Raw genomic sequence first — 23,898 nt, 5'->3', positions numbered from 1 at the left:
TTGACGATTATTTAAAAAATCTATATTTAACAGTAAGTTAAGTTGGTTGATTTTATTTTTTAACTCTAATTATAACAGTTGTCATAATTTTTTGTAAATTGGGCTGTTTTGACGATTATTCAAGTGAAAATCTGTCATAAAAATTTAGTTAATACTACAAGATTATCAATATTTGGTGTGAATAGTCGCCACATCATTGGACGCTAATACTCTTCCTTTTAAGAATTCTTAAATTCACTAAGAATTGGTAAGAAACTCCCCATGAGCTTAACTCATGAACCAATCGATGCAATTCAAAACTACGCTTAGGAGCCGATGGAAACGTGTTTTGGTGTAACGTCTCTGGACATTTCCGTGTTGTGTTCTTGCTAATTTAGCAATTAGCGGATTAGTGTGGGTAAGGCAAAGGTATGATAGTCGTTTGCTCTATACGTCCTACTGCTGGCCTATACCTAATTGATGTATCATGAGAGGCAGAACTTCTTCAGCGACAACAGACGACAATTTACCTATATGTTCAGGTAATATCTGATCCCCCTTCCTTTAGCCCTATTTCCTCAAATGCTTTTTGTAAGGCGACATTAATTACTAGTGTTCTTTCTTGCTCAGAGTGCAACTGCAAGTGACTAGGGACAATTGAAGCTATTACATTTTCAATAGATTGTTCAGGTATAGCTTTATAATCATAAGCATCTTGTATTTCAGTAAGAGAAAGATCTAGGTCAACTCTTAATTCTAGTTCTGTCCCAGAAACAGGATCTATTGCATATTGGTGAGAATGACTCTCCTTGACCTAGACAACCAACAACTCGTTGCATGCCAAAGTATTCTGCATAAAAAAAGATTAAGCCTGTTTTCTGATCACCTCGCACCGCTAAACAGTGTAATGGAACCCCTGTAGGGCGGTTAGATATTAGGTCTCTAACATAGTAATAGCCAAAACAAGCCTCGGCATTTTTGGCTGTCAAATATGAAATTGCATTTTGACACATTCCCGTAGATTGATTGGCATCACTAACCACTGCTAACGCAGACTTTACTATAGAACGCCCTGCGTCAGTACCACCAAAACTTAGCTTAAATTTCATCATCTCAGGGCTATATGTAGATTTAACCTGAGCATTTTCTAGAAAGGAATTAATGTCGGCATTTGGGTGCTTTCTGGCTACACCTTTAAGCATTCCTTTTGCTTCTAGCATTGTCCTAGCTTGAATAGAAATTTGAACTTTGTCACTAACAACACTTACACTTGAACGGCATCTGGCACATCGTAAATATTTGCGGTTATTTCACTCATTAAGCGGTGATCTAAGAGAACTTGAAGGATAGTACTTGTTGTTTCAGCACAAGGGACAATAGTGTTATTTGCTAAATCAAAGTTAAGCCCCCAACCTCTAGCTGTATTTATAGCCATTAATTTTGTTATAAAGTTGGGGCTCGTGTAGACCTTTTTATCTTCAATAACTCCCATTCGGCGTAACTGCATTGAATTAGTACCAACATATTCAACGATAGGCTGTAAATCAGAGAATAAATTACTAAATGAAGGATTTTGTTGTAGTTGCGTAAATGCCTGTGAGTATGCCTCACGATATTTCATAGATGATTCGAAACCGCGCTTATTCGCAATAAATGCAACATTATTAATAACATAAAAATCAAAGTTCTTTTCAATCGAGAAACTATTATCTACTACACCTGATAGTTCGCCATTTGTAAACACCATATTAATATACTTATTAGGATATGAAGTTTTCCAAGTCGAGGTAGATCTTTTCACTGCATATACGGTCACACCATTTGCTATGTATTTAACTACGTAGCCATTAGAACCTTTTAAATCATTGCTATCATTTATTCGATGCTCTGGTTCTAAACGATCAACTAGTGCCTTCAAATTTGAAAAATTTGTTGTTGTAGAATCTAGAGTTAGACAACTGTTTTCATTTGTCTGAGCAATATAAGAATATGGAGAATGTTCTGTAATTCTCTCTATTTCCGTATTTACAAATGTTTTAAATTGCCGATTAAGATCAGTTTCCGTTTGAACATAAAAGGTTCTAAATTTTTCCTGTGACCTACTATTTTTAAAAACCCATAAATGTGGTGTTGCATTGGCAAAGTCAAATGCTCTTAATAATTGAAATTCAGCATCCATTAGTTTGTATCCTTTGAAATGTAAAAGTCTTGAATTGATTGAAACTTATAATTACCAGGGGTTAGAGATCCTTTCTTCAATACTCGAACGTCCCTTTCTTCATCATTTATTACAATTTTTGCTTCATATAATTTCCAACCAAACATTAATAAAATCGGGTTCATTATTATTTGCCCTGACTTATAAGTAATTGCAAACATCCACAGTAAAAACACCACGAACCCTAACATTTTCTCAGGAGCGTCATAACTTATCCCCATAAATGAAACTACGTAAGGAAATACGTAATTAATAATGTCATTCGGAATTGTTTTTGAGCTTTTAACTTCGCCATCAAAAGGGTAGGAGATTTTTTTCAAAGATATGTTTGAAATGATTACCGAAATGATGCTAATAACAATGAAGATAATTGAAAAATATGGATGTTGAAACGGATTAAATAAGCAATTGTCTATGTCAGAAAAATCGCAAAATGAATTACTCCACCATGATATAGGTATGTCTTGCACTGCTAGAATTAATGCTAGTGGCAAATACGATCCTAAAAAAATTATAAATCCAGACGTAAGTTTAAACTGCATATATTAAGACCATTTCGATATCCTTGAGAAAATGTATGAGGCACACACCGTGCCAAAGCGCCTAACTCCTCTTGAGGCGTTTGTTAGGTTTACTCTACTTTCACTGTCCTCATGAACATATCTGGCGTCATGACTTTGGTCTTTATGCCAAATGTTGTGTATACAATTGAAGCCTTTTCAACCATTTTTTCGTCTCCACAGACAAAATACCTAGAACTTGATGCCAGAAGAACATGTTCAGCATCTGTCGTTACATTATTTGTATTGTTTCTTCTATCGATGGTTTCCCAATATGCTGGAAAGAAAACTAAAATGTTATATGAGGTAGTAATTTTTTCACCAAAAGGAATCGTATCGGTACTTTTCCCTGTAATTGAAAGAAAAGAATTCACGATACTTTCAAAGTTCTCTGTTATTTCTTCCTTTGTAGATAACCAATACTTATAAAGTGGCATATTTTCTATGGCTGCAAATGCAGGATTACCTAAAGCCATGACTTCTTTCAGTGAAGCTCTAAATTTTTTTTGAATTCTATGATCATTTAGTATGTCAACTCTCAAAGCTTCTACAAAATCCATTAAAAGCTTCGGGGACATTTTCCTTCCATTTTTGTCTAGATAAGGAACAACAATATTATCAGATGACAGTTCATCTACAGCTACTTCATACTCATCGAAAGGTAAAAAGCTAGCGACACTTTGACCTGCAATAGTAGAGTCTTCTTTTACTGCATCAAAAACTTGCTTAATTGGAACCCTTTCAATTAAAACATCTTCATTGTTCTGAGACAAACCTACACAGTAACCATCAGAAACCCTCTGTGTCTCAGCAAGATCCTTATTTACATATTCTTCGCTACGACAACGCGACAAGTCACGCATATGAGCGCATGAGAATGGGGTTTTATACTTTCTTTTTACAGACTGTATAGCGCTATTAAACTCTTGACCTCTGCGTGTTTGAAACAAGTCTTGAAAGACATTCCAGTCTAAATAAATTGATTTCATTTATGTTACCTAACTCCTGCTAAACTCAAAAACCTAATGCTTTATAGACTGATTTTTTCCATATTGCTGTCATTCATTATGAAACTCAACCAGTATAAACCTGTTGTGTGAATCGAAAGAAAATTTCGGGAAAAAGCGACGGAACATTTCCGTATAGCTCTCCACCCCACCACATGGATTAGATTAATTTGGTCTGTTCTAGAGCATTCGTGAGAGTCGGTTCGGACGCTCTATAAAAGTTTGGGGCAGTTCCGAGTTGCGAAGTGCCAACTGTCCCATTGTCTTCCGTGGAGAACTACATCTCAGTTGTTTGTTTAGATGACAGTTATATCGATGGTATCTTCATGAAGTTCTTGATGATTTTTTAGTGATTGAGAAAGAAAACCACGCTCTATCTTTCCATCGCCTACGTAGAACAGCTTAGAGTTAGTCGGGAAGTATGCGTTTTGAACTTCTTTAACTCTAACTTTTTCGATAGGTTTAATTTCTTCACCTTCTTCAGGGCTAGAGCCTTTAACATGCTCTGATATTGACACAAACGTCTGAGTATCACTTGGCAGATTCTTCCCAACAAATGACAGAATAGTCGCCAAGTTAGTATCATCAATATCCTCCTTGAGAATAGCGTCAAGCAAGAATGGTAGTCTATGGGCTGTTTTCGATTTCATTATCATAGCGTTTAAAGCAAAGTGATAAGCCATGACGGTTTTGTGAAGTTCAACACCTTGACGAGGGAAAGAATGAATTTTATACAAATCCAGATACCGAGAGTCGGTTAAAGGTTTCAGCTCTAACTGTGATGTGTACTCTGTAAATATCTTCTCGAATGCCTTTTCCTTCCTAATTCGTGAGAAGATTGTCTCTTGTTCTGTGACCATAGAACCTAGAGAGTGTTTAACGCCTTCTAACTCGCTCTCCGAGTGCTCAATATCTGCTTGCATTTGCTTGTATAGCGTAATATTTGCTTTATTTGTCACCCATTGTTCAAAAGTAACTCCGTCTACGTTTTTGTCCAAAAGTACGCCATAATCATTAAAAATTTCATTATCGATAGTCGTCATTTTCTTCTTAGACGAGTTTATCTTGGATTTTTTATCGATTAGCTTATCTGTAATGTGAGACTCAAGTTCGACAGTATCATTATATTTTTGATAATGGCTGTACAATCCTTCAAGAGAGTATGACAGAACCTGCGTGCAGGCTGGACAGCGATCAATATCGTTGTAATTCTGTTTCTTGATATTTCTCTTGGTTCTTTTTAGGATTTTATGGTGATTCTGCAATAGAGAAAGTTCATTACAAAGCTTTATGTACTGGTTTCTTTCCTCCTCTAATGAATTTGACTTTACAACGTAATTTTCAATATAGGCTTCTGCTTGCTCGCCAAACGCTTCGTCGACCAAGTTAGAAAATTGGAACTCTGCTTTCTTACTGTATCGTTTGAGATTGTTTATATCAGCAGATAATCGATCTCTTTCCTTTGTTAACCTTCTATGCTCTACGCGATCAAAGCTATTACTTATACCCAGGTAATAGTCTAAATAGTCGTCTTTAAATCCCTTGTAATATTGAAGATTAGAGAATGACTCGCGCAAATATACCCAGCCGACAGACTGAGAAATATAATATGGCAAAAACATGCTTTCGAGTGGAGCTGATTTTAGTTCGCCTTTTTGCTCAAGAATAAGTGAAAATCCAACTAAATCTCTTATGTAGTCCTTTAGTCTAACGTGCTCAACACTGTTATCAGCATCTATTCCATGGAAAGGAACTATTTTCCCATTTGGCTCTTTGACATAGATGGATTTTGAGTCTCTTACTATGGTATAAGATTCCTCAATACCACCTATTTTCTTAGTAAGGTCTACTCTGAAAGTCGGCTGATATGAGAGAATTTCATCTAAATTTTCTCTAACGTCATTCACACCAAACGCATACAATAGGCTCTGGATCAAAGAGCTTTTACCTGATGTGTTGCGTCCACTAATTATGTTTACACCAGGTGAAAACTCTTTACTGAAACAAGAATTATGTGATTCTGAGCTGACAAATAATCTGTTGAACGTAATTGTTGTGTTCATTACAAGGCCTCACCGTGTTGCTCTACAAATGCGCATAAAGTACAGAAGAAAATATCAATATCTCTTAGATTGATGCTATTTTTACTTTTAATATCAGAAACGTATGCCTCAAACATTTCTTCATGGCTGTAGTAGTCCATAGAGTAGTCATTGTCCTTAACAAAGCTTTTGATTATCTGATGTTCGTTATTCATCATGTCCTTTAAAAGTTCAAATGTGTTCCTAATATAGTTTTCATGACTATTTTGGATACCTATAGGAACTCGAAACTTACGGGCTAATTCTGTTGAGTGCTCTCTCCATAGCTGGAATGTCTTTTGGTCTGTTTCAATGATATCAATCGCTTTCTTGATTTCATCGCCCTCAACCCTCTTAGAACTGTCAAGTAAGGTAATAACTTTGTCTTGGTTGTAAATGACTTCAACTTCCCTAAACAGGCTAAGAAGCAACTCAACGGCAGCGAAAGAATCTGATACATGTGGAAACTTCCTACTCATTAGCCCGACTAGGCAATCTTTTTGTGCACTCTTTGTCCGTGGAAAATCTACCCATTGGATATGTAGATTATCGAGTTCAGGTTTGTGGTAAGTAAGTTTTTCCTTGCTACAGAAACTGTCTACTTTCTTGGTGATTTTGTCTTTGATATCTTCAGGAAAGGAATCGTATTTACACTTACAGTTCTGCTCGTTAAGGAGGCTTGATAATTCCTTTTTTCCATCATCCTTTTCTTGCTTATTCGGCGTGTATTTAAGCTCGATGTCGGAGTTGGATACAAACGTTAGCTCATGAGTATAGCTTTGACATTTAGGCGCTGGGTCGTTTCTGAGGTCGTTTCCAACTTCAAGCATCTTAGCTATCACTTCAGAGAAACGCTCATTTATCGTCCAGACCTTGCCTGAAAGCTTTTTGGCCTGATAAGAATGCACTTCTTCGATATTGCTGCGGCAGTCTGTTCTGTAGCAGAATAGGAAGTCGTCATGATGTTCAATACTCAGAAAGAACTCTCTTCCTTTGAATCGATTATATTCGTTCAGGAGTATGTACAGCGCACAATTGCGCTGAAACTCGAACCCCAATAAAGCATCAATACCCGAGTTAGCTGATTTTTTTCTTTTACTCAAAGCTTCACCTTAATCAAAACCCTCATAGCAACTTCATCAGACAATGCTGTTCACCTTTAAACTTTGTGACATATTGCCACTAAAGTTGCTCAGTATGGAGGAACAGATTTTGCTTCTATATTCCTGTATAGAAAAACATTTTTGCATACTTTAGGTAAAACGCATATCCCACCGCGCTCATATTCAGTTGTTTTAAGTCAAAGATTAGCTACTTAAAGTGAGGGGCAGGTCTTGCCATTCGCCTATACATTAGCTTTATTATGGCAAGCATCGATAATGAGATGTTAAGCGTAACTTTACTCCAACTTTTAGGGCAAAGGCGGTACTAGTGGTGATCGATCTGGCCCGTCTCTGGATACAAACGTTTTAGAATATTGGCTCTAAGCCACTTCTGTCTCACTGTAAGTTCTCAGTTCGAAATTGAGAAAAACGTCAGAATAAAACGCCCAATTGGGAAAAACGTCAGAATAAAACACCCAATCGGGAAAAACGTCAGAATAAGGAAGCCAGCGGGGAAAGCATAATTAAACGAAATGGGGCAGATAGTGGGGTGCTTAAAGTAATCTATACTTGCTCTAAGAACATATCAGTCTGAAATTCAGCTTTCTTATTATGAAGCCCACGAGCTTCTAACCAAGAGTAAAATCGACTTCTGGAAATCGATACGCCACGCTCTTTAAGCTTTCTTAGAATTCCAGCTTTGGAGGTATTGTTATCAATAAGGTTCAATATATAGGCGGTGTGTTCATCAAGTTTTGATTTAACTTTCTGCCCCTTCTGACGACCAGATGGTAAGCCTTTAGCCTTACGTTTAGCGTGGCCTGCTTTAGCCCTCTCAGAGCGCTTCTGAGCCTCTACAGCACTAGCAAAAGATTCCCCTATAACGGTAAAAATGATTTCTGCATTGTCGGCGTTCTTTGCGTTTATGAGGGTGTCGTTGTATGCCAAATGTAGTTCACCGTATGAGGCTATCTGGCCGATAGCGCCGACTAGTTCCATAACTTTACTGCGCCCAAGTCGAGTGATGTCTGATACGATGATGCTTTGTTGTGAAGCTATAAGTGAAGATAGTTTTCTATCACTCAGTTCTGTCTTGGAAGCAGATACATGCTCTTCAATCCAGTCAGATATGAATATGCCACGTTTATTAGCGTATGCCTTGATAGCTTCTCTTTGAGATTCGCCATCTGCTTTTCGTGAATCTGATACTCGAATGTAGCCAATCATGTCTGCTCCCAAAGTAGATAGTTAGTAGCTCATAGAAGGTTATTTGCTGTTTAGGTAGTCCAACACGACCTCATGGTGATCTTTGGTCTTGAACTTGTTAAATACATGCTCAAGGTTGCCTGACTCATCAATCAGGAAACTTGTTCTTACAACGCCCATATTTTCGCGCCCCATGAACTTTTTGAGTTGCCAAACACCGTACTTCTCACATACTTTGTGTTCTTCATCGGCTAACAGAGTGAAGTTTAGCTCTTGCTTGTTGATAAAGTTCGTCAGTTTTTTCGGGGTGTCTGGGCTTAAACCAAGCACAACAACGTTGTGGGCGTCTAATTCAGCTTTAGTGTCACGCAGTCCTTGAGCCTGAATTGTGCATCCAGGAGTTGAAGCTCGTGGGTAGAAGTAGAGCAGTACCTTCTTTCCTTGAAGCTCAGAGAGCGTCACTGGGTTATTGTCTTGGTCATTCAGAGTAAAATCTGGTGCAGTTTGTCCAGCTTCGATTATCATCGGTTTAATCCTTACTTTCTAAATTAATGTTATGTGTCGTTGAGTTCTTCACTCTGTCCTTTTTAGTGCATTTTTGTTTCGTTAGAGTGTTCATTTTTATCAATAACTATCTGTCCTGTCTAGTGATTACACTATACAGGATGTTTTTATCTAAAATCACCTTTGATAAGATTATCTGGCCTTGCTTTAACTACCTTGTCCATCGCTTTTTCGCGCTCACTTTCATGTAACATATCCATAAGCTCTTCAACCATCTTTAAGTGACTAGCAGCTTGTATAGCTAATGCTTGCTCATGGCATCTAGCGAGATCTAGATACTCTTTTTTCTTTTTATTTGCTTGAGTTTTATCGTTTTTCAGTTGTTTCACTTCCGCTTGTAATACATCAATAGGTGATTGGTTTGAGTCATCCTGAGCCACGCGAGCTTCGAGTGATTTACTCTTCACCATAGCTTGAACATCCTCATGCCTGCGCAGTGATCCAACAGAAAGCCCTGCTTCTTTCTCGACGGTGCTATTGTTGATTTTTAGTTTGCCTTCTCGGCTTTTTTTTCTTAGCTCGCGATTTTCAGGTTTACTCTCTAACAGTCGTTCTAGGGCTCTTATTAGCTTGTTTTTAGTAGCTTGTGTCATTACGCAGTTACTCCGAAAGGTATTAGAAGTTCCTTTACTTCAAGTGGCATTTCAACAGGTTCATAAGTTATATCTAAGTCATTCATAATTCGCTCGGCAGCGGTGATTTTGATATATGCTTCACTTGCTGTTTGAGGCGTTAACTCATCATGCTCAATATCCCATAACATATTGATTTCAGCCTCTTTGCGTTTAGCCTCCGCAAAAACAGCATCTACAATGTAGTCGTTTTTACAGTCTACACATTCTAAAAGGTTGACCTGTGTGCGCAGGCTGCAACTTGTTGAAGTGCAGTAAACGCCAGGGGCTACAGCATGGATGTGACGTTTCTGATCTCGGATTTGTTTTTTCCAGTAATTGAGCGATAGCATGTCGTCATCGACTTTATCTTTGAACAGGTTGCGTTCAGCCTTCATCATGTTTTTGGTGAACTCTTTACCTTTACCTCCAGCAACGCGTTCTTTATTCGCCAGCTTCTTATAGATTTTTAGGTAGATCTGCGCTTTTTTATCAACCCTTTCATCATCAATAGCGCAAGCCAAGCTTTGTTTTTGCTTTCTGATTTTCTGGAATTTACTGGCATTCTTAGCGTAATGCCTTGTCATTGCCATTGATACGTGGCTGAACTGTTGCTTGAGTTGTGGAAACGCGCAAAGCTCGAAGCCGATAAGGTAGTAAGCAAACGAACGGCGAAGCTGGTGTCCTGAGAACTCGTAGTCGTCACCCACATTAAATGAAAGGTTAGGGTCGGAAATCTTCAAGTCAATTATATCGTCATTGGTTAACACAAGTTTTTCTGCCAATGTGCCTTCAAACCAACTCGCAATATGCTTTCCAAGTTGGTCTTTAGTAATAGCTGCATAGTCCTCCGTTACCTTATGGAAAAACGTTTTGCTATCAGAATGACGCTTTCTAAGTGGTGAATGTAGCGCTTGTAGAATCTCGTAAGCCTTTTTTCCGACCTCTGTAGTCACAAACTCATCTTGCTTTGATTGGGAGCCTTTGGCCGTTTTTGACAGGTCTGCATGAATAATATGAATGATTTGCTTGGATATGGTTTCTTCTGAGCACCCATTTGTCGTATGTAGGTGAAAGATTTCATCAATACGCATTCCCGTTCTAGACATTAACGCCCATAGGCAAACGCCGTTGAGTTGTTTAAATAATGATCGTGCCTCTTTAAGGCCTATAACTACTCTGTTACCAACCTTCAATGTTCTATCTGGATGGAAGTTGTCAGCGTATTCAAGGCGTATTACGGGCTTGTGCCTGTATAGTAATTCAAGGGTCGTTGCTTGTGTCGGATTACTTAGTGCGAGAAAAGCAGATTGAAAGTCAGTTGTTCTTTCTTTATTACCTTTATCTGTCTTAGTTAAATACCACTTAAGCCCGCCATTTTTTAATATTGCCTCATCGCTGATAAGGTACTTTGCATACTCTAGATAGGCTTTGTCATAATAGGTAGTAATGTAATCGGCTAGCTTGCTTAGTTGATCGCGAATTGGGTATAACTCGTTAACTAATGCTTCTGATTTTTGAAGTCCTAAACAATATAATCTCTGCGGCATAACTGTATATTGTTCAGTTTCTTTAAGGGCTAAACCAAAATCGGATGCCGCTAATTTCTTTTCAAAGTTAATCTCAAACGATAGGCCTTTGGCCTCAGATCGCAGCTTGTTGAGAGCTATATAGGTTGTATCTCGCTCGAAGTCGATATCAGTGAAGTCGCTCAACACCCAAGACTCTAATAGGTCAAAACTTAAAAATTCAAAGCTGTTGTAACCTTCACTTAAAAGAGCGGGAACGAATTTCTTTAAGATAACGACAGTCTTGTAGATGGAAAGAAAGGAGTAATCCTTGGACGATAACCACATCATCTTTAAAGCAAGCGCTATCAATTGAATCCTGAGGTTACGCTCCATCACTTTTCCATTAAGCGTGAAGTCTATAGTGGATGTTTGGGTAGCATTTGGCTCAAAGAAGTCTTGAAGTTTTCGCCATGCGGCATTGTCCCCAATTTTACCCAGCGATTCGCCAGTGACGCTAAATCCAATATCTAGCACTTCAAGCTCATCCAACTTCCCCCTCTTTATTGCAGGCCTTAATACGTCATTCAGGTAATTAGTGTAGATACCAACATTGTTTTGCGCCTTTACAATGGCACTTTGTCTGTCTACGTTAGGTAGCTTTATCATGGCTAGCTCCTCATTATCGGTATAAACCTAAAATAGCATGGTCAGTTGATACTCTAGGGTGACGCCCGTTTTTCAAAAATAATGCCATGGCACCTTCGTATACCTTCTTACTTGCTCCGTCCAGAGTGAACTCAAAAGCTTTGATTTTTTCGTGGACTTCCTCTTTCGCATTGGGGTACTGGTTTAAGGATTCTTTCAACACGTCAATGAAAGAAATAAGTTTATAGATAGATTGAACCTCATCGACGGCTTTGGCCGATTGGCATTTATGGCACATATCGTATTCAGTGCATGGCAATGGTAATTTCATTGCATTATTGGTTTTTCGCTGCGTACTTTTGCGCCCTTCAATACTTTGCTCACCATTACAATAAATGCCATTTGGGTTGGTTTTTGATTTTTCTTCTTGTTTCTTTTCCCATTCTTCATGCGCAAGCATGGTAATACCAAGCTTGGCTGCAATCGCAGATTTAGCTTGCTCTAAGGTCGAGTTGTCATTTAAATGTTCTATGACTTGTATAGCTTGTGAGATGATTATTTTGTTGAGAGTCGGATCACCATTAACATAATGTTTGTCAATGGTCGAAAGCAGGTTTTGAAGGACACTCTGAACCCCACTTTTACCGCTGTTGGAATATACTTGGTTACTGGTCATTTCTCGCCAGCGGCTCGATTGGAGTGAAATGAAGTATTCACCTGATTCAACTGACCACGTATTCATTAGGTTGGACGAAATAGGGGTAACTCCATCCCAGTCCCTAGGAGCTTGTTTGCTATTGCCTCGTTTGAGCAACAATCGCTCATGATTTTTAGATTTTTGCTTATCTGCCAACTCTGTGGCGAACTGTTCAATATCTTGGATAACACGCTTATTCGCAGTAGAAATAGAGAAGCTATTACTGTCACCATTTCGGTAATTGAACGAAACAAGGATTTTGCCATCGGAATTTTTCTCTGAATAAATAAGTGGTAGTAAAATGCCCTTGAGTGACAAGTCTGTGTAGCACGATAAAATGCAATAGGCGGCATTAGTTGCGCCATGTGTTGAGCTTGCTTTTGAGCAAGGGCGAGCTACTTTACTTATACTGACTCTACCAAGTTCATTAGTTTCTTTGGTTAACTCGATAACATGTTGGTTTCGATAGCTATAAAATAGCTCTTTAAACCAAGGAAGGCAGGATTTCCGAGTGGGTGAGAGCAGGTTTAACTCCACTACTAGATGTTTGTTTATTTCGTTTACATGAAAGGAGCCGTTTTTCTCTCCTTGGTTATTAAGAGTGAATAGTAACTCTGAACCTTCTGCGTCACCGCCGTATAGTGCTGAAAGTGCCTCAAGGGTTTTAATGAATTTTACTCCATCACGCTTATCAACATCGAAGCTCTCATTGGTAAAAACAGCGTCTACCTCTTTGTTTGCTCGTGCTTTAAAGCTCGACACTTTGACCACCTGTAAGCTTTTATCCCGCTCACTAGTCTGAATCGTAACTGGATGGGCAATGCTTTGTACGTCGCTATCGTTCAATGAGGTAAAAAAACATATCAAGTGATAGGCCGCTCCCATCGTTAGATTAAACGCAGCGGAAGGTTTTACAGACGCCCCATTTTTGCTTTGACCATGTGTTTGAGTTTTTAAAGCGGTTTGAATTGAAATTACTTCTTGGTGTCCCTCGAAATCAATAACGACAGGAAGTTCGTCAGGCAGGGCTAGATTTTTTTCTTTAGCTGCAATGAGCTGCGGAGCTAAGGTGAAAAATAACTCACTCAACCGTGTTACAAGTGTTTTTTCTTCAAAACTTGAGTAGCCTTTGTATGGCGTTCTTTCGCCAGTAAACCCTCTGTGCTGGGTTGCCCATAATTCTGAGGGGAGTCCGCACCATACAAGTGATGTGCGAAGAGATGAAGTGATAATCGATGCTGAGACTTCTTTGATGCCTAACCTATCACCGTGACTCATTTCCCAGAGCTTTTTTGATGGGTGGTACATTTTAATGCGATTTCTTAATTCACCATCATTTCCCGCGTATTTCAAATAGCCAACTTCGCTAAAAGGGTCAACGCTTAAAGCGTCGCAAAAGGCAATGTAAGCTCGTAATGTCTCGTAATTTCCAGTGACGGTTCTTGCAGACTTTCCATTATCAAAATACTTATGGGCTTGTTTGCAAAAGCTTCTCAAATAAGAGGTACGGCTTTTGATTTTGTCATTATAACTATTTGCACCAACGTGTAATAAGTGTGATACATCAAAGTCGGTTACTGTCCTGCTTTTGGAACCCTTATAGGGAATAGTAAGGTGTAACGCAGTGACATTTTTGTTATTTCTAATATGCTTTACTGTCTTTGAGTTTTTAGAAAGTGGGCTTTTTGCCATGCTACCACCCTCCGTTTATCTTGCGGTTTTTATTCCTTGCGACTCTTAATTGGATGTCGAATTTATTCATGAACTTAATGTATTTTTCTGTAGTTGATGTGCTTTCATGTCCCATTAGATCTGCTAATTCACCCATCAAAGAATCATAAACAACCTGTCGTTTCTGAGACTCATTCCAAAGCCAATGTGTGGCGTAAGTCGAACGCAAGTCATGGATTCGATAGTACCAGCTCGTCTCTATTGCTCGAATGTGCTGTCTCAGCACCCCAAAATGCACTTCTAGAGTATTTTCTGTATATGGTCGCCCTTTGTTGGAGACAAAAAGGTACTCAGTAGTATCTTGTTCTTTTTTAGAATCAATCAGCTCTTTTCGTCGAATTAGGTTCTTTTGCCGCTGGTTACTTTCTTTGTATTGCTCTAATTCTTCATATAGTGCGATAGGGATTTCAATGGTGCGTGGCTTACTACCTTTGGTGTGTGTGATGTGTACTGGCACCACCTCTAGTCCACTGCAATCCTTGTCACCAATATTACGAGCAGGGAAATGGGTAGCTTCATCAACTCTTGCTCCTGTCTCCACGCATAATTTAAGCATCAAGGAAATAGTCTTTGGTAATATATCTAGATGTTGATAGAACAGCTCCTTATGATCGAACGGCATAGGTTTCAACTTTTTATACGTAGGTGTTTGATCGCTTTTGGGAAACATCTTCATGATGTTTGATACTTCATAGAGTCGCTTTGCGCCAAACTTGGTATGACCAAGCACGTCGTGTTGATTGATACCTTCGTAACCTTCCACTTTGCTAAAGTGTGTCAATATATGATCATTGTCATTCTTGATGTAACCGTATTTTTGCATCCACTTATAAAAACCAATGACAGCACCCATATAGCTTTTTGCAGAGTTAAGCGAATACGCTTCGTTACCAGTTGCATTTTTTTTAGAGCGACAGTTAGCTAAAAGGTGTTCAGCAAAGCGCCAAGGTGCACCTTCTTCTTCATACTTCGATAATGTTTTATAAGTTAAATATTCAGGTTGTATTTGATTATCGTTTTCGTCAAGTTGGGGCTGATGGGTGGAATCTAAGTAACGAGTAAAAGCCAGTAAGCCCTTTGCAATTGAGTCAGTATCCTTGATTGCCTCTTCACCACGTAGTTTAGATACAAGGTAAAGAGATTGTGGGTAAACAACCTTCCCATCGGGCGCAATGATAATATCTGTTTTCTTTAGGCGTGATTCTAGATTAGAAGGGGAAAGGTAAGGGGAATAAGTCACCATTCCAGTTTCAATACTGACACTCTCTGATACTTTTAGTTTTGCTAACGTATCTACCTCAATGGATAGTAAACGGAAGTCGTCATAAATATCAGAATGTTTTTCCTCATGTGTTTCTATCACAAAACAACCCTCAATATGTTACCTACATATCAAAGATAGATTTGTCATAAAAAATAGTCAAGGTTTTCTGTCATTAAAATTATTCAGGGGTGAATCTCTTTTCCCCCAAACACCGAACTGATCTGCTGCTGCGTGATCTTCATCAGATAACAGGGTGAAGTTGAGTTGGTCACGTTCAATGAATTTGCCCAAACGTTTTACTGGATCAATGCTTACGCCAAGTACCACAACATTGTGGGCGTCTAATTCCGCTTTGGTGTCACGAAGCCCTTGAGCTTGAACAGTACAACCTGGTGTCATTGCTTTCGGGTAGAAATAAAAGAGGACTTTTTTACCTGCGAAATCTGCGAGAGAAACGGTATTGCCATCTTGGTCTAAAAGTGAAAAGGCAGGAGCTGGGGTGCCTGCGGTTAAGGTATTCATTGAGCTTTCCTTTCTTTATTATGCTTATTGACTGTTTTTTATAAAATTAAGTGAGCCTTGCACCGTTAATTCGCTGCATAAGCTTTGAAATTCTTCTTCAAGCTGCATGAGATTGCAGTCATTATTTACTTCAGCCACAAGAGTAATATGAAACTGGTCTTGTTTAGTGTCTAGCTTTAATTTGCTGATCGTTTGTGCACTTAAAGTCGAAATACCAATGCCACGCTCGGCAAAGAACTCTGTGAACTTTTCAGTGAGCCCTAATTTATCTTCAGATTCAACAAACACTTCTACGCGATATACATTGTCGCTCTGCGTATGAGGCGATGTGCGCTTCACAATAGTGATTAGGTCGTGCTGCTGGCTGATGAGTGGCAAACTCGTTTCTACCCGAGCGATACTGTTGTTGTTGCCAGAAAGTAGCATAATCAGGGTGAACTCATTGCCAAACAGTGCAATGCGGCTATCGATGATATTGCATCCCGCTTCTGTTACGAGGTGGGTGATGCAATTGCTAATACCTGGACGGTCTTCGCCAACGGCGGTAATCACTAAATGTTGTGGCATGATATGCAGATTTTTTGTGGATGTTATTTTGCATGGTAGCACAGGAAATTAGCGTAGGTAGTTAAGGCGCTTGAATAATTATCTACTTAAAGCGGTGTTTTCGGGCGAGATAGTTCAAGGAAATGGTATTAACGCCAAATATTGACGTGAGTTTGTCATCTAACAGCTCATGAACGCTTGTGTTTCTTTGGGATGTTACAGTACCATGAAGAATGAATTTGAAAAGGAGATGGACATGTTTTCAGGAAGCTTAGTTGCGCTAGTTACCCCATTTAATGAAGAAGGCGAAGTCGATTACGATAGCCTGAAGAAACTAGTGGAATATCACGTTGCTGCCGGCACAGACGGACTTGTAGCTGTGGGAACAACAGGTGAATCGGCAACACTTACTATTGAAGAGCATGTCAAAGTCGTCCAAAAGACAGTTGAGTATGCTGATGGCCGTATTCCTGTTATCGCGGGCACGGGTGCAAATGCAACTCATGAGTCGGTGACGTTCAGCCGATTATTGCAAGGTTCGGGCATTGTTGCCGTACTTAGCGTAACGCCGTACTACAATAAGCCGACGCAAGAAGGCTTGTATCAACACTATAAAGCCATTGCTGAAGTCAGTGATGTGCCTATCATTCTTTATAACGTACCAGGGCGTACTGCAGTAGACCTACTTCCTGATACGGTCGCTCGCCTTTCAAAGCTTGATAAAATCGTTGCTCTTAAGGATGCAACGGGAGATCTGTCACGAATTGAAAAACATCATGAACTTTGTGGCAAAGATTTCATCTTACTAAGTGGTGATGATGCAACAGGCCTAGAGTTTGTTAAACAGGGTGGTCAAGGTGTTATCTCTGTGACGTCAAATGTTGCAGCTGCTGATATGGCAACCATGTTTAAGTTGGCGGCTGAAGGCAACTTTGATGAAGCGGAAATCATCAATCAACGCATTATGACGTTGCATAAAAACTTGTTTGTAGAAGCGAGCCCAATTCCAGTTAAGTGGGTGACACTACAACTTGGTTTAATTGCCCATGGTGGTTTACGTTTACCATTAGTAGAGCTAACTGAAGAAGCTCAACAAGTGGTTCGCCAAGCAATGGCCGATGCTGGCATTATCTAAATATATTGAATAGGGGGGCGGCTTGCTCCCTTGAAAGCATTAGGAGTACTGATGAAGCTTTCTGCTCAGCTAGTGACAGGTTCACTGGCTGTTTTTGTTCTAAGCGCTTGCTCGAGTGATCCATCGGATCGCCGACAAGCCAAAGATGATTTCTCTTATCTTGAAACGCCATCACTTCAACAGATGGTGCTTCCTGAAGAGGCGACCCCACAATTTTACCCAGACTTTGATATCCCCTCTGGCGATTTTCATGGTGAATTAGGTAAAGCGGTTGATATCCGTCCTCCTCAACAAGTGCTGTCACTCATTCCTGGTGCGCGTACTGAACTAAAAGATGGCTTGATCACGCTTTGGTTGGTGAAAAAAGAAGAGAGTGACAAAGTGTGGCAAACCACTCTGGCTATGATTGATCATCATAACACTGGGGTTCGCACTCAAACAGATTCACTGATCGAAACAGACTGGGTTACTTGGAACTCAGAAGATGAAGATGTTGAACTTGGTTCTCGTTATAAGATCGAACGCTTTGAAGCCAATCGTCGTTTTGGTTATAAAATCGAATTGATCGATTGGCGTGAAGGCAACAAAGTTGTGCCTGTATCAACGGCAAACCGTGCTCGCTACAACACGCTTATGACCAACTTAGTGATGTCTGCCTATGATCAAAACCTTCGTTTTGAAGCGGAAAAACGCGCAGAAGAACTCGTGAAGCATATCCCGATTTCTATGGGTAAAGATCGCAGCGGTTTACCCGTGATTATTGCTCGCACACCTTACGATGTATTGTGGCGCTTGATGCCTGATATTTTACCGAAAATGGGTTTTGAGGTTGAAGAGCGAAATCAATCTCAAGGTGTTATTAAGGTTAAATACGCAGAGCCAAATGATGAATTCTGGCAGAGTGTTGGTGTGAAACCATTTGACATGGGTGGCAGTAAGTTTGAGTTCCTAATGGGGGATTTAGACAACCGTACATCGGTGAATATTACCAATTCATCAGGTAAACCTGTTAATGAAGAAGTACTTGCTGAGATGGTTCCGGTGATTGCGACATTGATTGACCGCAACGCTGAAAAATAAACGCTGATAGTATATCTGGCGAGTTGTATAGAGAAATAGGATACCTTTTGGGTGTCCTATTTTTTTTGCTCTTCTTCTTCGTCTTCGTGTCTTTGCTTATCGAGTTCATTTAAACGATCGAGATCTTGTGATGATCGAGTTGGTTTATCAAATTTCATATTGGCAGTGTTTTTGAGCACCATAATGTTACCGATAATCACGGCCAGTACGATAATCGTGATGACCCAAGGATTGGTTAAGAATTCCATTATGCGTCTCCTATGTTAGTGACGTAGGTTCGGTAGATCTCATTTAAACAGCTTAGCACGCTTTGTTGACCTAAAATGGGATCAGACATTAATGCCGCCTCAATGATTTCAGGCGTTAATAATTCGATGGCTGTTACTGAAACCGGTGCGTAACTGATGTGCCAAGGCTCTGCGGCGACGCCACCTCTGAATACATCGTAAGGGAAGAAAAAATCAAACTCAGGTAATGAGTGCTCCATCCAAGCTTTAAACTCGTGCTGGTGGCCGCTATCGTATTCCCATGGTTCGAGCATAAGCTGGGTGTTATTAGGAAGCCGATTTTTGGCATAAACATCAATATCGCAGCCCCAATGGTGACGACTGGCACCAGGTAGTGCCGACCATCTTAAAATGGCAGAGATTTTTTCATCATCGTTGAGCTTTTCGGTATCGAGTGGCAGGCCATGACCATCGAGAATTGCTCTGTCACCGCTAAATTTTCCGTTCCAAATTGCACGCTGACGCGAAAAATCCCGAAAACCACTGGCAATGGTCAATTCAAACCCGTCTTGTTTGGCTTTTTTGTAGAGTGACAGCCAAGCTTGCTTCATTTGATGGTGAAGTAATAAAGTTTGAGTATGGGTCGATACTTCTATCAAATGCCCCATAGATTTGCCGGTCAGTTGTTCGGGATTCATCTTGTTTCTCGGTTTATTTGGCTTTTTACTGCATTATTTAGTGAGCAGCTTTTCGACGGTTTTTTGGTACATGTCAGTCAGCTTTTCTAAATCTGCTACGCTTACGCATTCGTTTACTTTGTGAATTGTGGCGTTGACTGGCCCAAGCTCTATGACTTGCCCACCCATTTTCGCGATAAAACGACCATCGGATGTGCCGCCAGTGGTCAGCAGTTCTGGTTTTTGATGATTCACTTCCGCTACCGCTTCCACTACCGCTTCAAGTAATTTACCCGTTCCGGTTAAGAAAGGTTGGCCGCTTAACGTCCACTTTAGGTCATACTCAAATCCATAAGAGTCGAGAATGGAATGTACGCGGCGTTGGATTTCACTGTCGGTCAGTTCCGTACTAAAACGGAAGTTAAATTGAACATTGAATTCGCCAGGGATCACATTAGATGCACCAGTGCCTGCGTGTAGGTTCGGGATTTGAAAGCTCGTCGGCGGGAAAAACTCGTTGCCGTCATCCCATTTGGTAGAGGCAAGTTCAGCCAGTGCAGATAGAGATAAGTGAACAGGGTTTATCGCAATATGTGGGTAAGCAACATGACCTTGTACACCTTTCACTTTAAGATCACCGGTGATGGAGCCTCGACGGCCATTTTTCACTACATCACCAACGTGATGAGTACTCGAAGGTTCGCCTACGATGCACATATCGATATTTTCACCACGCGCCATCAACGTATCGACTACTCGAGTCGTACCATTGATAAATGGACCTTCTTCATCCGAGGTGATTAACATGCCGATAGAACCTTGATGATCAGGGTGCTCAGCAATGAAGCGCTCCAGAGCGACAATGATACAAGCTAAAGATCCTTTCATGTCGGCTGCGCCACGTCCATGAAGGTGATCTTCTATGATGGTTGGTTCGAATGGTTTGGTATGCCAGTGATCTTCGTTACCTGCGGGCACAACGTCTGTATGGCCTGCAAAAGCAAACAATGGGGATTCTGTACCACGACGCGCCCAAAAGTTGAGTGTGTCTTCAAATTCCATGACTTCGATTTTAAAGCCAATCGCTTCTAATCGTTTGATCATTAATTCTTGGCAACCTGCGTCTTCCGGTGTTACCGAGCGGCGGCTAATAAGATCTTTGGCAAGTGCCAATACCGGGCTATCTGTCATCCTTGATGTTCCTTGTTAGCTAAAAATGGCTGAGTATTGATCAGCTTTAAATCCAAGATGATAGTGACCATCTACCACTAAAATAGGGCGCTTTATCATGGCTGAATGCTCAACCAGCAATGTGATGGCAGTTTCTTCGTTGAGCGTGTCTTTTTGTTCTTGGCTCAAAGCACGGTAGGTGGTGCCGCGTTTGTTGAGAACTAACTCCCAACCTAACTTTTGACAGAAAGTCTCGACCAATGATTTGTCGATGCCTTGTTTGCGGTAATCGTGAAATTCAAATGCGATTTCTTCTGCTTGTAGCCATTTTTTGGCTTTTTTTATTGTGTCGCAGTTGGGGATACCATACATGGTGATAGTCATGGGTGTTCCTTTTAAAAACTGAAGGTTAAATCCTAACAGGTTAGGCGTCGGGAGCAAGGGGAAAGGTATGAAGGCAGAGGCATCAGATGACGTACTTTCTCTTAGTGAGCTCGAAAGTGGATTAGACGCCGTGTTGTACCTGCATAAATGGGGTATTTACTCGAAAAATATTGGCCATGTTTTGTAACTAAATATCAATATATTACGCTAATTTGGTATTCTAGCCGTAATAAGTCGGTTATTTATGGTGCAAATAGAACAAAGTTGATCAAACGCAACATGTTATGTGCTAGAACAGAAATAATGGAGACGCACAGCTTTAGGAGGTATCAATGGAATTGAATCCTGTGTTTGCAAGGCGCTTGTATTTAGCCCTTTTGGTTGAAAGTCTTGAAAGACCAAACGTCCCGAAACTTATTGAGAAAACGGGATGGCCACGTAGAACCATTCAGGATGTGTTGAAGGCATTACCCGGATTAGGGATTGAACTGATGTTTATTCAAGATGGTAGACGTCATAATGATGGGTATTATCAGCTTTCAGATTGGGGGCCGTTTGACTGTCAGTGGGTACTGGATCGCCGAGGTGATATAGCGACCACGTTAGGGTTTTAAGAGACGCCCATATAGAAATCAATTTAGCGTAATTGATGTACCGTAGAGCCAGTCATTACTGGCTCTTTTCGTCTTTGATTTACCATGCTTATTTATCATTACTCGCATTTATATGCCGTTCCCAATAACGTGACGGATGTGGCGAATGTTTGTGGCTCTGATAGAAGGATGGTGTTAGCGCTCATCAGGTGTGCCTTATTCTTTAGGCTGTTAATGGCACCTTGCATTAAGGCATCATTGCCAAATAGAAAAAAGCTATACCAGTGTCCTTCACTGCCAATAACTTCACCCAAGTATTCACATTGATCAATCATATTTTGATTGCTTTTATGTATCTCTACTAAGCGAGCCTCATCATTAAGCAGGTTACGTGGTGAGGTACACCCAGTGAGCAAAGCTAGCAAAGCAATAGTGAGGAAGGATTTCATTACTGAACACCTAGCGTTGTGTATACGATAAAGCCAATCCAGCTAATGACTAATAAGCCCCAAGGTAGCCACTTACTTGTTTGTTGTGGGTTACTGTCTGGAGTGCTGAGAGTATCTGAATTCTCTTCGTGAGATTCATTCTGTTTGTGTTTACGTTCTTTTTTCTTCGCTCGGTCGGCTTGACGTTGTTTTTCTTTTTGCTGTTTCTTGTACAGCGCAATGCCTTTTTCAATACCCTGAGCCACCAGTTTCGTTTGCTCTTTTGTTTGTCCTTGTTTTTGAGTCGCTTTGGCGACTTTCATGGCTTCAGCTTGAGTTTGTTCCGACGGTATCACTTTTTTCTGATTCATTGCGTGTCTTGTCTTAGTGTGCTTTGATGACAGCTTATCATTTTTCCAATTGAAGAGGTAAGGGTGCGTTATCCTATTGAGCACTATGACAAACACGGCTTTTTGAAGGTACCCGTATGGCTATGGTTAGGCTGGGTATTTTTAGCCAAAGCCTGGGTTGTATTTGTCGTTGCTGGTGTGAGCCGTGAATCGGGCGGAAAGTTACTAGAAATTATCTACCCAGTTAGGGAAACGCTCTATATTGGTTTGGCTATGGGGTTGCCCTCTATCATTATGATGTGGTTGATTGGTCTGCGAGACGAAAAACGGCCCATGATCAACCGCATTATGACCTATGGCCGAGAGTATTCTTTGATCATCACTGTCAGTCAATTGGGGTTAGTGATTTACCAGATCATCTTAAGTGGTCACCGTTTTAGTTGGGCACACTCCATTTCAGCGGTAACACTTGTATGGTTTATCTTGTTTCTTTTGCAAAGTAAGCGGGTGAAAACTTGTTTACGAGCAAAGCATCTGGATTGATAATAGCTCATGATAAACAAAAATCTATTCATATAATAAATGGTGACGCTATCTTAAGCATCACCAAAAAAGTGAGGGTGTTATGTCGAATTCACTGTCTGCGATTACAGCAGAAGCCGGGCCATTTGCATTGTACGTACAGCTAAAAGTTACGTCTTCTCATAGCCAAGTGCTAGAGCAATTAAAAACATTGCCTTCATTAGTGGCCGAGTTAAATCAACAGCAGCCAGACGCAAACTTAAAATTAGATTTAGCATTCGGTCATGGGTTTTGGGCTAAAACCAATCAAGCGATGCCAAGTGAATTGGTTGAATTTCCAGAACTAGGCGAGGGTGACATTCACGCCCCAAGTACAGACGTAGACGTTTTACTTCATTGCCACTCCAACCGTCATGATTTGCACTTTTATGTACTACGAAAACTGCTCACTGACGTCGACGCTTACGTTAACGTGGTGGATGAAACTTACGGTTACCGTTATTTGGATAGCCGAGATATGACCGATTTTGTCGATGGTACTGAAAATCCAAAAGGTGAACAGCGAGCAGAAGTGGCGTACATCAACGATGGCGATTTCGTTGGTGGCAGTTACGTGATGGTACAGCGTTTCATTCATACACTTCCAGCTTGGAACAATATGTCTGTTCAAGCTCAAGAAAAAATTATTGGTCGCACTAAGCCAGATTCGATTGAGTTGGATGATGTGCCTGCCGCATCCCATGTGGGCAGAGTGGATATTAAAGAAAAAGGCAAGGGCCTGAAAATCGTTCGCCACAGTTTGCCTTATGGCAGTGTGTCTGGTGATCATGGTCTATTGTTCATCGCCTATTGCAACACGGTACATAATTTCACAGCAATGCTTGAAAGCATGTATGGCGTAACTGATGGTCAATCTGATCAACTATTGCGCTTTACCAAAGCAGTAACCGGTGCGTATTTCTTTTCGCCTTCTCCTGAGATGCTAGAAGCCACTACGATCTAATATCAGCTTCATATTTAAAAAACCTCACTTCATTAAGTGAGGTTTTTTTTGCTTTCCAGTTAAGTATTCGAGTAATCAGCCGTT

Annotated in this window: 24 protein-coding genes and 1 pseudogene; 5 read left to right on the top strand and 20 right to left on the bottom strand. The window is 40.3% G+C overall.

What is annotated here, in order from left to right; all coding sequences use genetic code 11:
- Window positions 1–722: 722 nt before the first annotated feature.
- From VTAP4600_RS10735 to VTAP4600_RS10670, 14 genes and pseudogenes are all read right to left on the bottom strand, one after another.
- Window positions 723–1,199, bottom strand: coding sequence for a hypothetical protein (locus VTAP4600_RS10735; protein WP_102522791.1), 477 nt, complete (start codon window positions 1,197–1,199; stop codon window positions 723–725).
- Window positions 1,200–1,243: 44 nt separating this feature from the next.
- Window positions 1,244–2,158 carry a DUF4868 domain-containing protein gene (locus VTAP4600_RS10730; protein ID WP_102522790.1) on the bottom strand — a complete coding sequence of 305 codons (915 nt, stop codon included), beginning with the start codon at window positions 2,156–2,158 and terminating at the stop codon, window positions 1,244–1,246.
- Window positions 2,158–2,691, bottom strand: a complete 534-nt coding sequence (locus VTAP4600_RS10725; protein ID WP_197708643.1) for a KwaA family protein — start codon at window positions 2,689–2,691, stop codon at window positions 2,158–2,160. Before VTAP4600_RS10725 ends, VTAP4600_RS10730 begins: the two co-directional genes overlap by 1 nt.
- 137 nt (window positions 2,692–2,828) lie before the next feature.
- On the bottom strand, window positions 2,829–3,746 hold the full coding sequence (locus VTAP4600_RS10720; protein WP_102522788.1) for an enolase-like domain-containing protein: 918 nt from the start codon (window positions 3,744–3,746) through the stop codon (window positions 2,829–2,831).
- 314 nt (window positions 3,747–4,060) lie between these two features.
- On the bottom strand, window positions 4,061–5,827 hold the full coding sequence (locus VTAP4600_RS10715; protein WP_102522787.1) for a hypothetical protein: 1,767 nt from the start codon (window positions 5,825–5,827) through the stop codon (window positions 4,061–4,063).
- Window positions 5,827–6,948 carry a hypothetical protein gene (locus tag VTAP4600_RS10710; protein WP_102522786.1) on the bottom strand — a complete coding sequence of 374 codons (1,122 nt, stop codon included), beginning with the start codon at window positions 6,946–6,948 and terminating at the stop codon, window positions 5,827–5,829. Before VTAP4600_RS10710 ends, VTAP4600_RS10715 begins: the two co-directional genes overlap by 1 nt.
- A gap of 564 nt (window positions 6,949–7,512) precedes the next feature.
- Window positions 7,513–8,175: a recombinase family protein gene (locus VTAP4600_RS10705; protein WP_102522785.1), complete on the bottom strand. Its 663-nt coding sequence runs from the start codon at window positions 8,173–8,175 to the stop codon at window positions 7,513–7,515.
- A gap of 39 nt (window positions 8,176–8,214) precedes the next feature.
- Window positions 8,215–8,679, bottom strand: a complete 465-nt coding sequence (gene bcp, locus VTAP4600_RS10700; protein WP_102522784.1) for a thioredoxin-dependent thiol peroxidase — start codon at window positions 8,677–8,679, stop codon at window positions 8,215–8,217.
- A gap of 146 nt (window positions 8,680–8,825) precedes the next feature.
- Window positions 8,826–9,311, bottom strand: coding sequence for a bacterioferritin comigratory protein (locus tag VTAP4600_RS10695; RefSeq protein WP_102522783.1), 486 nt, complete (start codon window positions 9,309–9,311; stop codon window positions 8,826–8,828).
- Window positions 9,311–11,506 carry a tyrosine-type recombinase/integrase gene (locus VTAP4600_RS10690; RefSeq protein WP_102522782.1) on the bottom strand — a complete coding sequence of 732 codons (2,196 nt, stop codon included), beginning with the start codon at window positions 11,504–11,506 and terminating at the stop codon, window positions 9,311–9,313. Before VTAP4600_RS10690 ends, VTAP4600_RS10695 begins: the two co-directional genes overlap by 1 nt.
- 13 nt (window positions 11,507–11,519) lie before the next feature.
- Window positions 11,520–13,874: a hypothetical protein gene (locus VTAP4600_RS10685; RefSeq protein ID WP_102522781.1), complete on the bottom strand. Its 2,355-nt coding sequence runs from the start codon at window positions 13,872–13,874 to the stop codon at window positions 11,520–11,522.
- Between the two features lies 1 nt (window position 13,875).
- Window positions 13,876–15,276: a tyrosine-type recombinase/integrase gene (locus VTAP4600_RS10680; RefSeq protein WP_102522780.1), complete on the bottom strand. Its 1,401-nt coding sequence runs from the start codon at window positions 15,274–15,276 to the stop codon at window positions 13,876–13,878.
- 96 nt (window positions 15,277–15,372) lie between these two features.
- A pseudogene (bcp, locus tag VTAP4600_RS10675) lies at window positions 15,373–15,699 on the bottom strand (thioredoxin-dependent thiol peroxidase); the annotation flags it as partial.
- A 24-nt stretch (window positions 15,700–15,723) separates the two neighbouring features.
- Window positions 15,724–16,266 carry a glycine cleavage system transcriptional repressor gene (locus VTAP4600_RS10670; RefSeq protein WP_102522779.1) on the bottom strand — a complete coding sequence of 181 codons (543 nt, stop codon included), beginning with the start codon at window positions 16,264–16,266 and terminating at the stop codon, window positions 15,724–15,726.
- Window positions 16,267–16,501: 235 nt separating this feature from the next.
- Between VTAP4600_RS10670 and dapA the strand changes: the two genes are divergently transcribed.
- Together dapA and bamC are read left to right on the top strand one after the other, a co-directional pair.
- Window positions 16,502–17,380: a 4-hydroxy-tetrahydrodipicolinate synthase gene (gene dapA / locus VTAP4600_RS10665; protein WP_102522778.1), complete on the top strand. Its 879-nt coding sequence runs from the start codon at window positions 16,502–16,504 to the stop codon at window positions 17,378–17,380.
- 51 nt (window positions 17,381–17,431) lie between these two features.
- A complete protein-coding gene (gene bamC / locus VTAP4600_RS10660; RefSeq protein WP_102522777.1) occupies window positions 17,432–18,460 on the top strand; it encodes an outer membrane protein assembly factor BamC in 1,029 nt (342 codons plus the stop codon).
- A 56-nt stretch (window positions 18,461–18,516) separates the two neighbouring features.
- Here bamC and VTAP4600_RS10655 read toward each other — a convergent pair whose 3' ends face one another.
- The 4 genes from VTAP4600_RS10655 to VTAP4600_RS10640 are packed head-to-tail and all read right to left on the bottom strand — an operon-like array spanning window position 18,517 to window position 20,918.
- The gene (locus tag VTAP4600_RS10655; RefSeq protein WP_102522776.1) at window positions 18,517–18,708 is read right to left on the bottom strand and encodes a DUF2897 family protein; all 192 of its coding nucleotides are present in this window, start codon (window positions 18,706–18,708) and stop codon (window positions 18,517–18,519) included.
- Window positions 18,708–19,385, bottom strand: coding sequence for a M15 family metallopeptidase (locus tag VTAP4600_RS10650; RefSeq protein ID WP_102522775.1), 678 nt, complete (start codon window positions 19,383–19,385; stop codon window positions 18,708–18,710). Before VTAP4600_RS10650 ends, VTAP4600_RS10655 begins: the two co-directional genes overlap by 1 nt.
- 33 nt (window positions 19,386–19,418) lie before the next feature.
- Window positions 19,419–20,555: a succinyl-diaminopimelate desuccinylase gene (gene dapE, locus VTAP4600_RS10645; protein ID WP_102522774.1), complete on the bottom strand. Its 1,137-nt coding sequence runs from the start codon at window positions 20,553–20,555 to the stop codon at window positions 19,419–19,421.
- A gap of 15 nt (window positions 20,556–20,570) precedes the next feature.
- Window positions 20,571–20,918 carry an ArsC family reductase gene (locus VTAP4600_RS10640; protein ID WP_102522773.1) on the bottom strand — a complete coding sequence of 116 codons (348 nt, stop codon included), beginning with the start codon at window positions 20,916–20,918 and terminating at the stop codon, window positions 20,571–20,573.
- Window positions 20,919–21,250: 332 nt separating this feature from the next.
- On the opposite strand from VTAP4600_RS10640, the gene VTAP4600_RS10635 reads away from it, so the two are divergent.
- Window positions 21,251–21,532, top strand: a complete 282-nt coding sequence (locus VTAP4600_RS10635) for a winged helix-turn-helix domain-containing protein (protein ID WP_102522772.1) — start codon at window positions 21,251–21,253, stop codon at window positions 21,530–21,532.
- Window positions 21,533–21,630: 98 nt separating this feature from the next.
- Here the strand turns inward: VTAP4600_RS10635 and VTAP4600_RS10630 are convergent, their stop codons facing one another.
- Both VTAP4600_RS10630 and VTAP4600_RS10625 read right to left on the bottom strand, forming a co-directional pair.
- Window positions 21,631–21,960: a DUF4156 domain-containing protein gene (locus tag VTAP4600_RS10630; protein WP_102522771.1), complete on the bottom strand. Its 330-nt coding sequence runs from the start codon at window positions 21,958–21,960 to the stop codon at window positions 21,631–21,633.
- Window positions 21,960–22,310, bottom strand: coding sequence for a DUF2956 domain-containing protein (locus tag VTAP4600_RS10625; RefSeq protein WP_102522770.1), 351 nt, complete (start codon window positions 22,308–22,310; stop codon window positions 21,960–21,962). The genes VTAP4600_RS10630 and VTAP4600_RS10625 overlap by 1 nt, the downstream gene beginning before the upstream one ends.
- 63 nt (window positions 22,311–22,373) lie before the next feature.
- Here VTAP4600_RS10625 and VTAP4600_RS10620 point away from each other — a divergent pair, with 63 nt between their 5' ends.
- Both VTAP4600_RS10620 and VTAP4600_RS10615 read left to right on the top strand, forming a co-directional pair.
- Window positions 22,374–22,832, top strand: coding sequence for a DUF2919 domain-containing protein (locus VTAP4600_RS10620; RefSeq protein WP_102522769.1), 459 nt, complete (start codon window positions 22,374–22,376; stop codon window positions 22,830–22,832).
- An 82-nt stretch (window positions 22,833–22,914) separates the two neighbouring features.
- Window positions 22,915–23,814, top strand: coding sequence for a Dyp-type peroxidase (locus VTAP4600_RS10615; protein ID WP_102522768.1), 900 nt, complete (start codon window positions 22,915–22,917; stop codon window positions 23,812–23,814).
- Window positions 23,815–23,898: the final 84 nt, after the last annotated feature.

The sequence above is a fragment of the Vibrio tapetis subsp. tapetis genome (assembly GCF_900233005.1).
Classification (GTDB): domain Bacteria; phylum Pseudomonadota; class Gammaproteobacteria; order Enterobacterales; family Vibrionaceae; genus Vibrio; species Vibrio tapetis.
The sequence above is the reverse complement of the archived record's forward strand: the minus strand, read 5'-3'. Positions and strand labels throughout refer to the sequence as shown.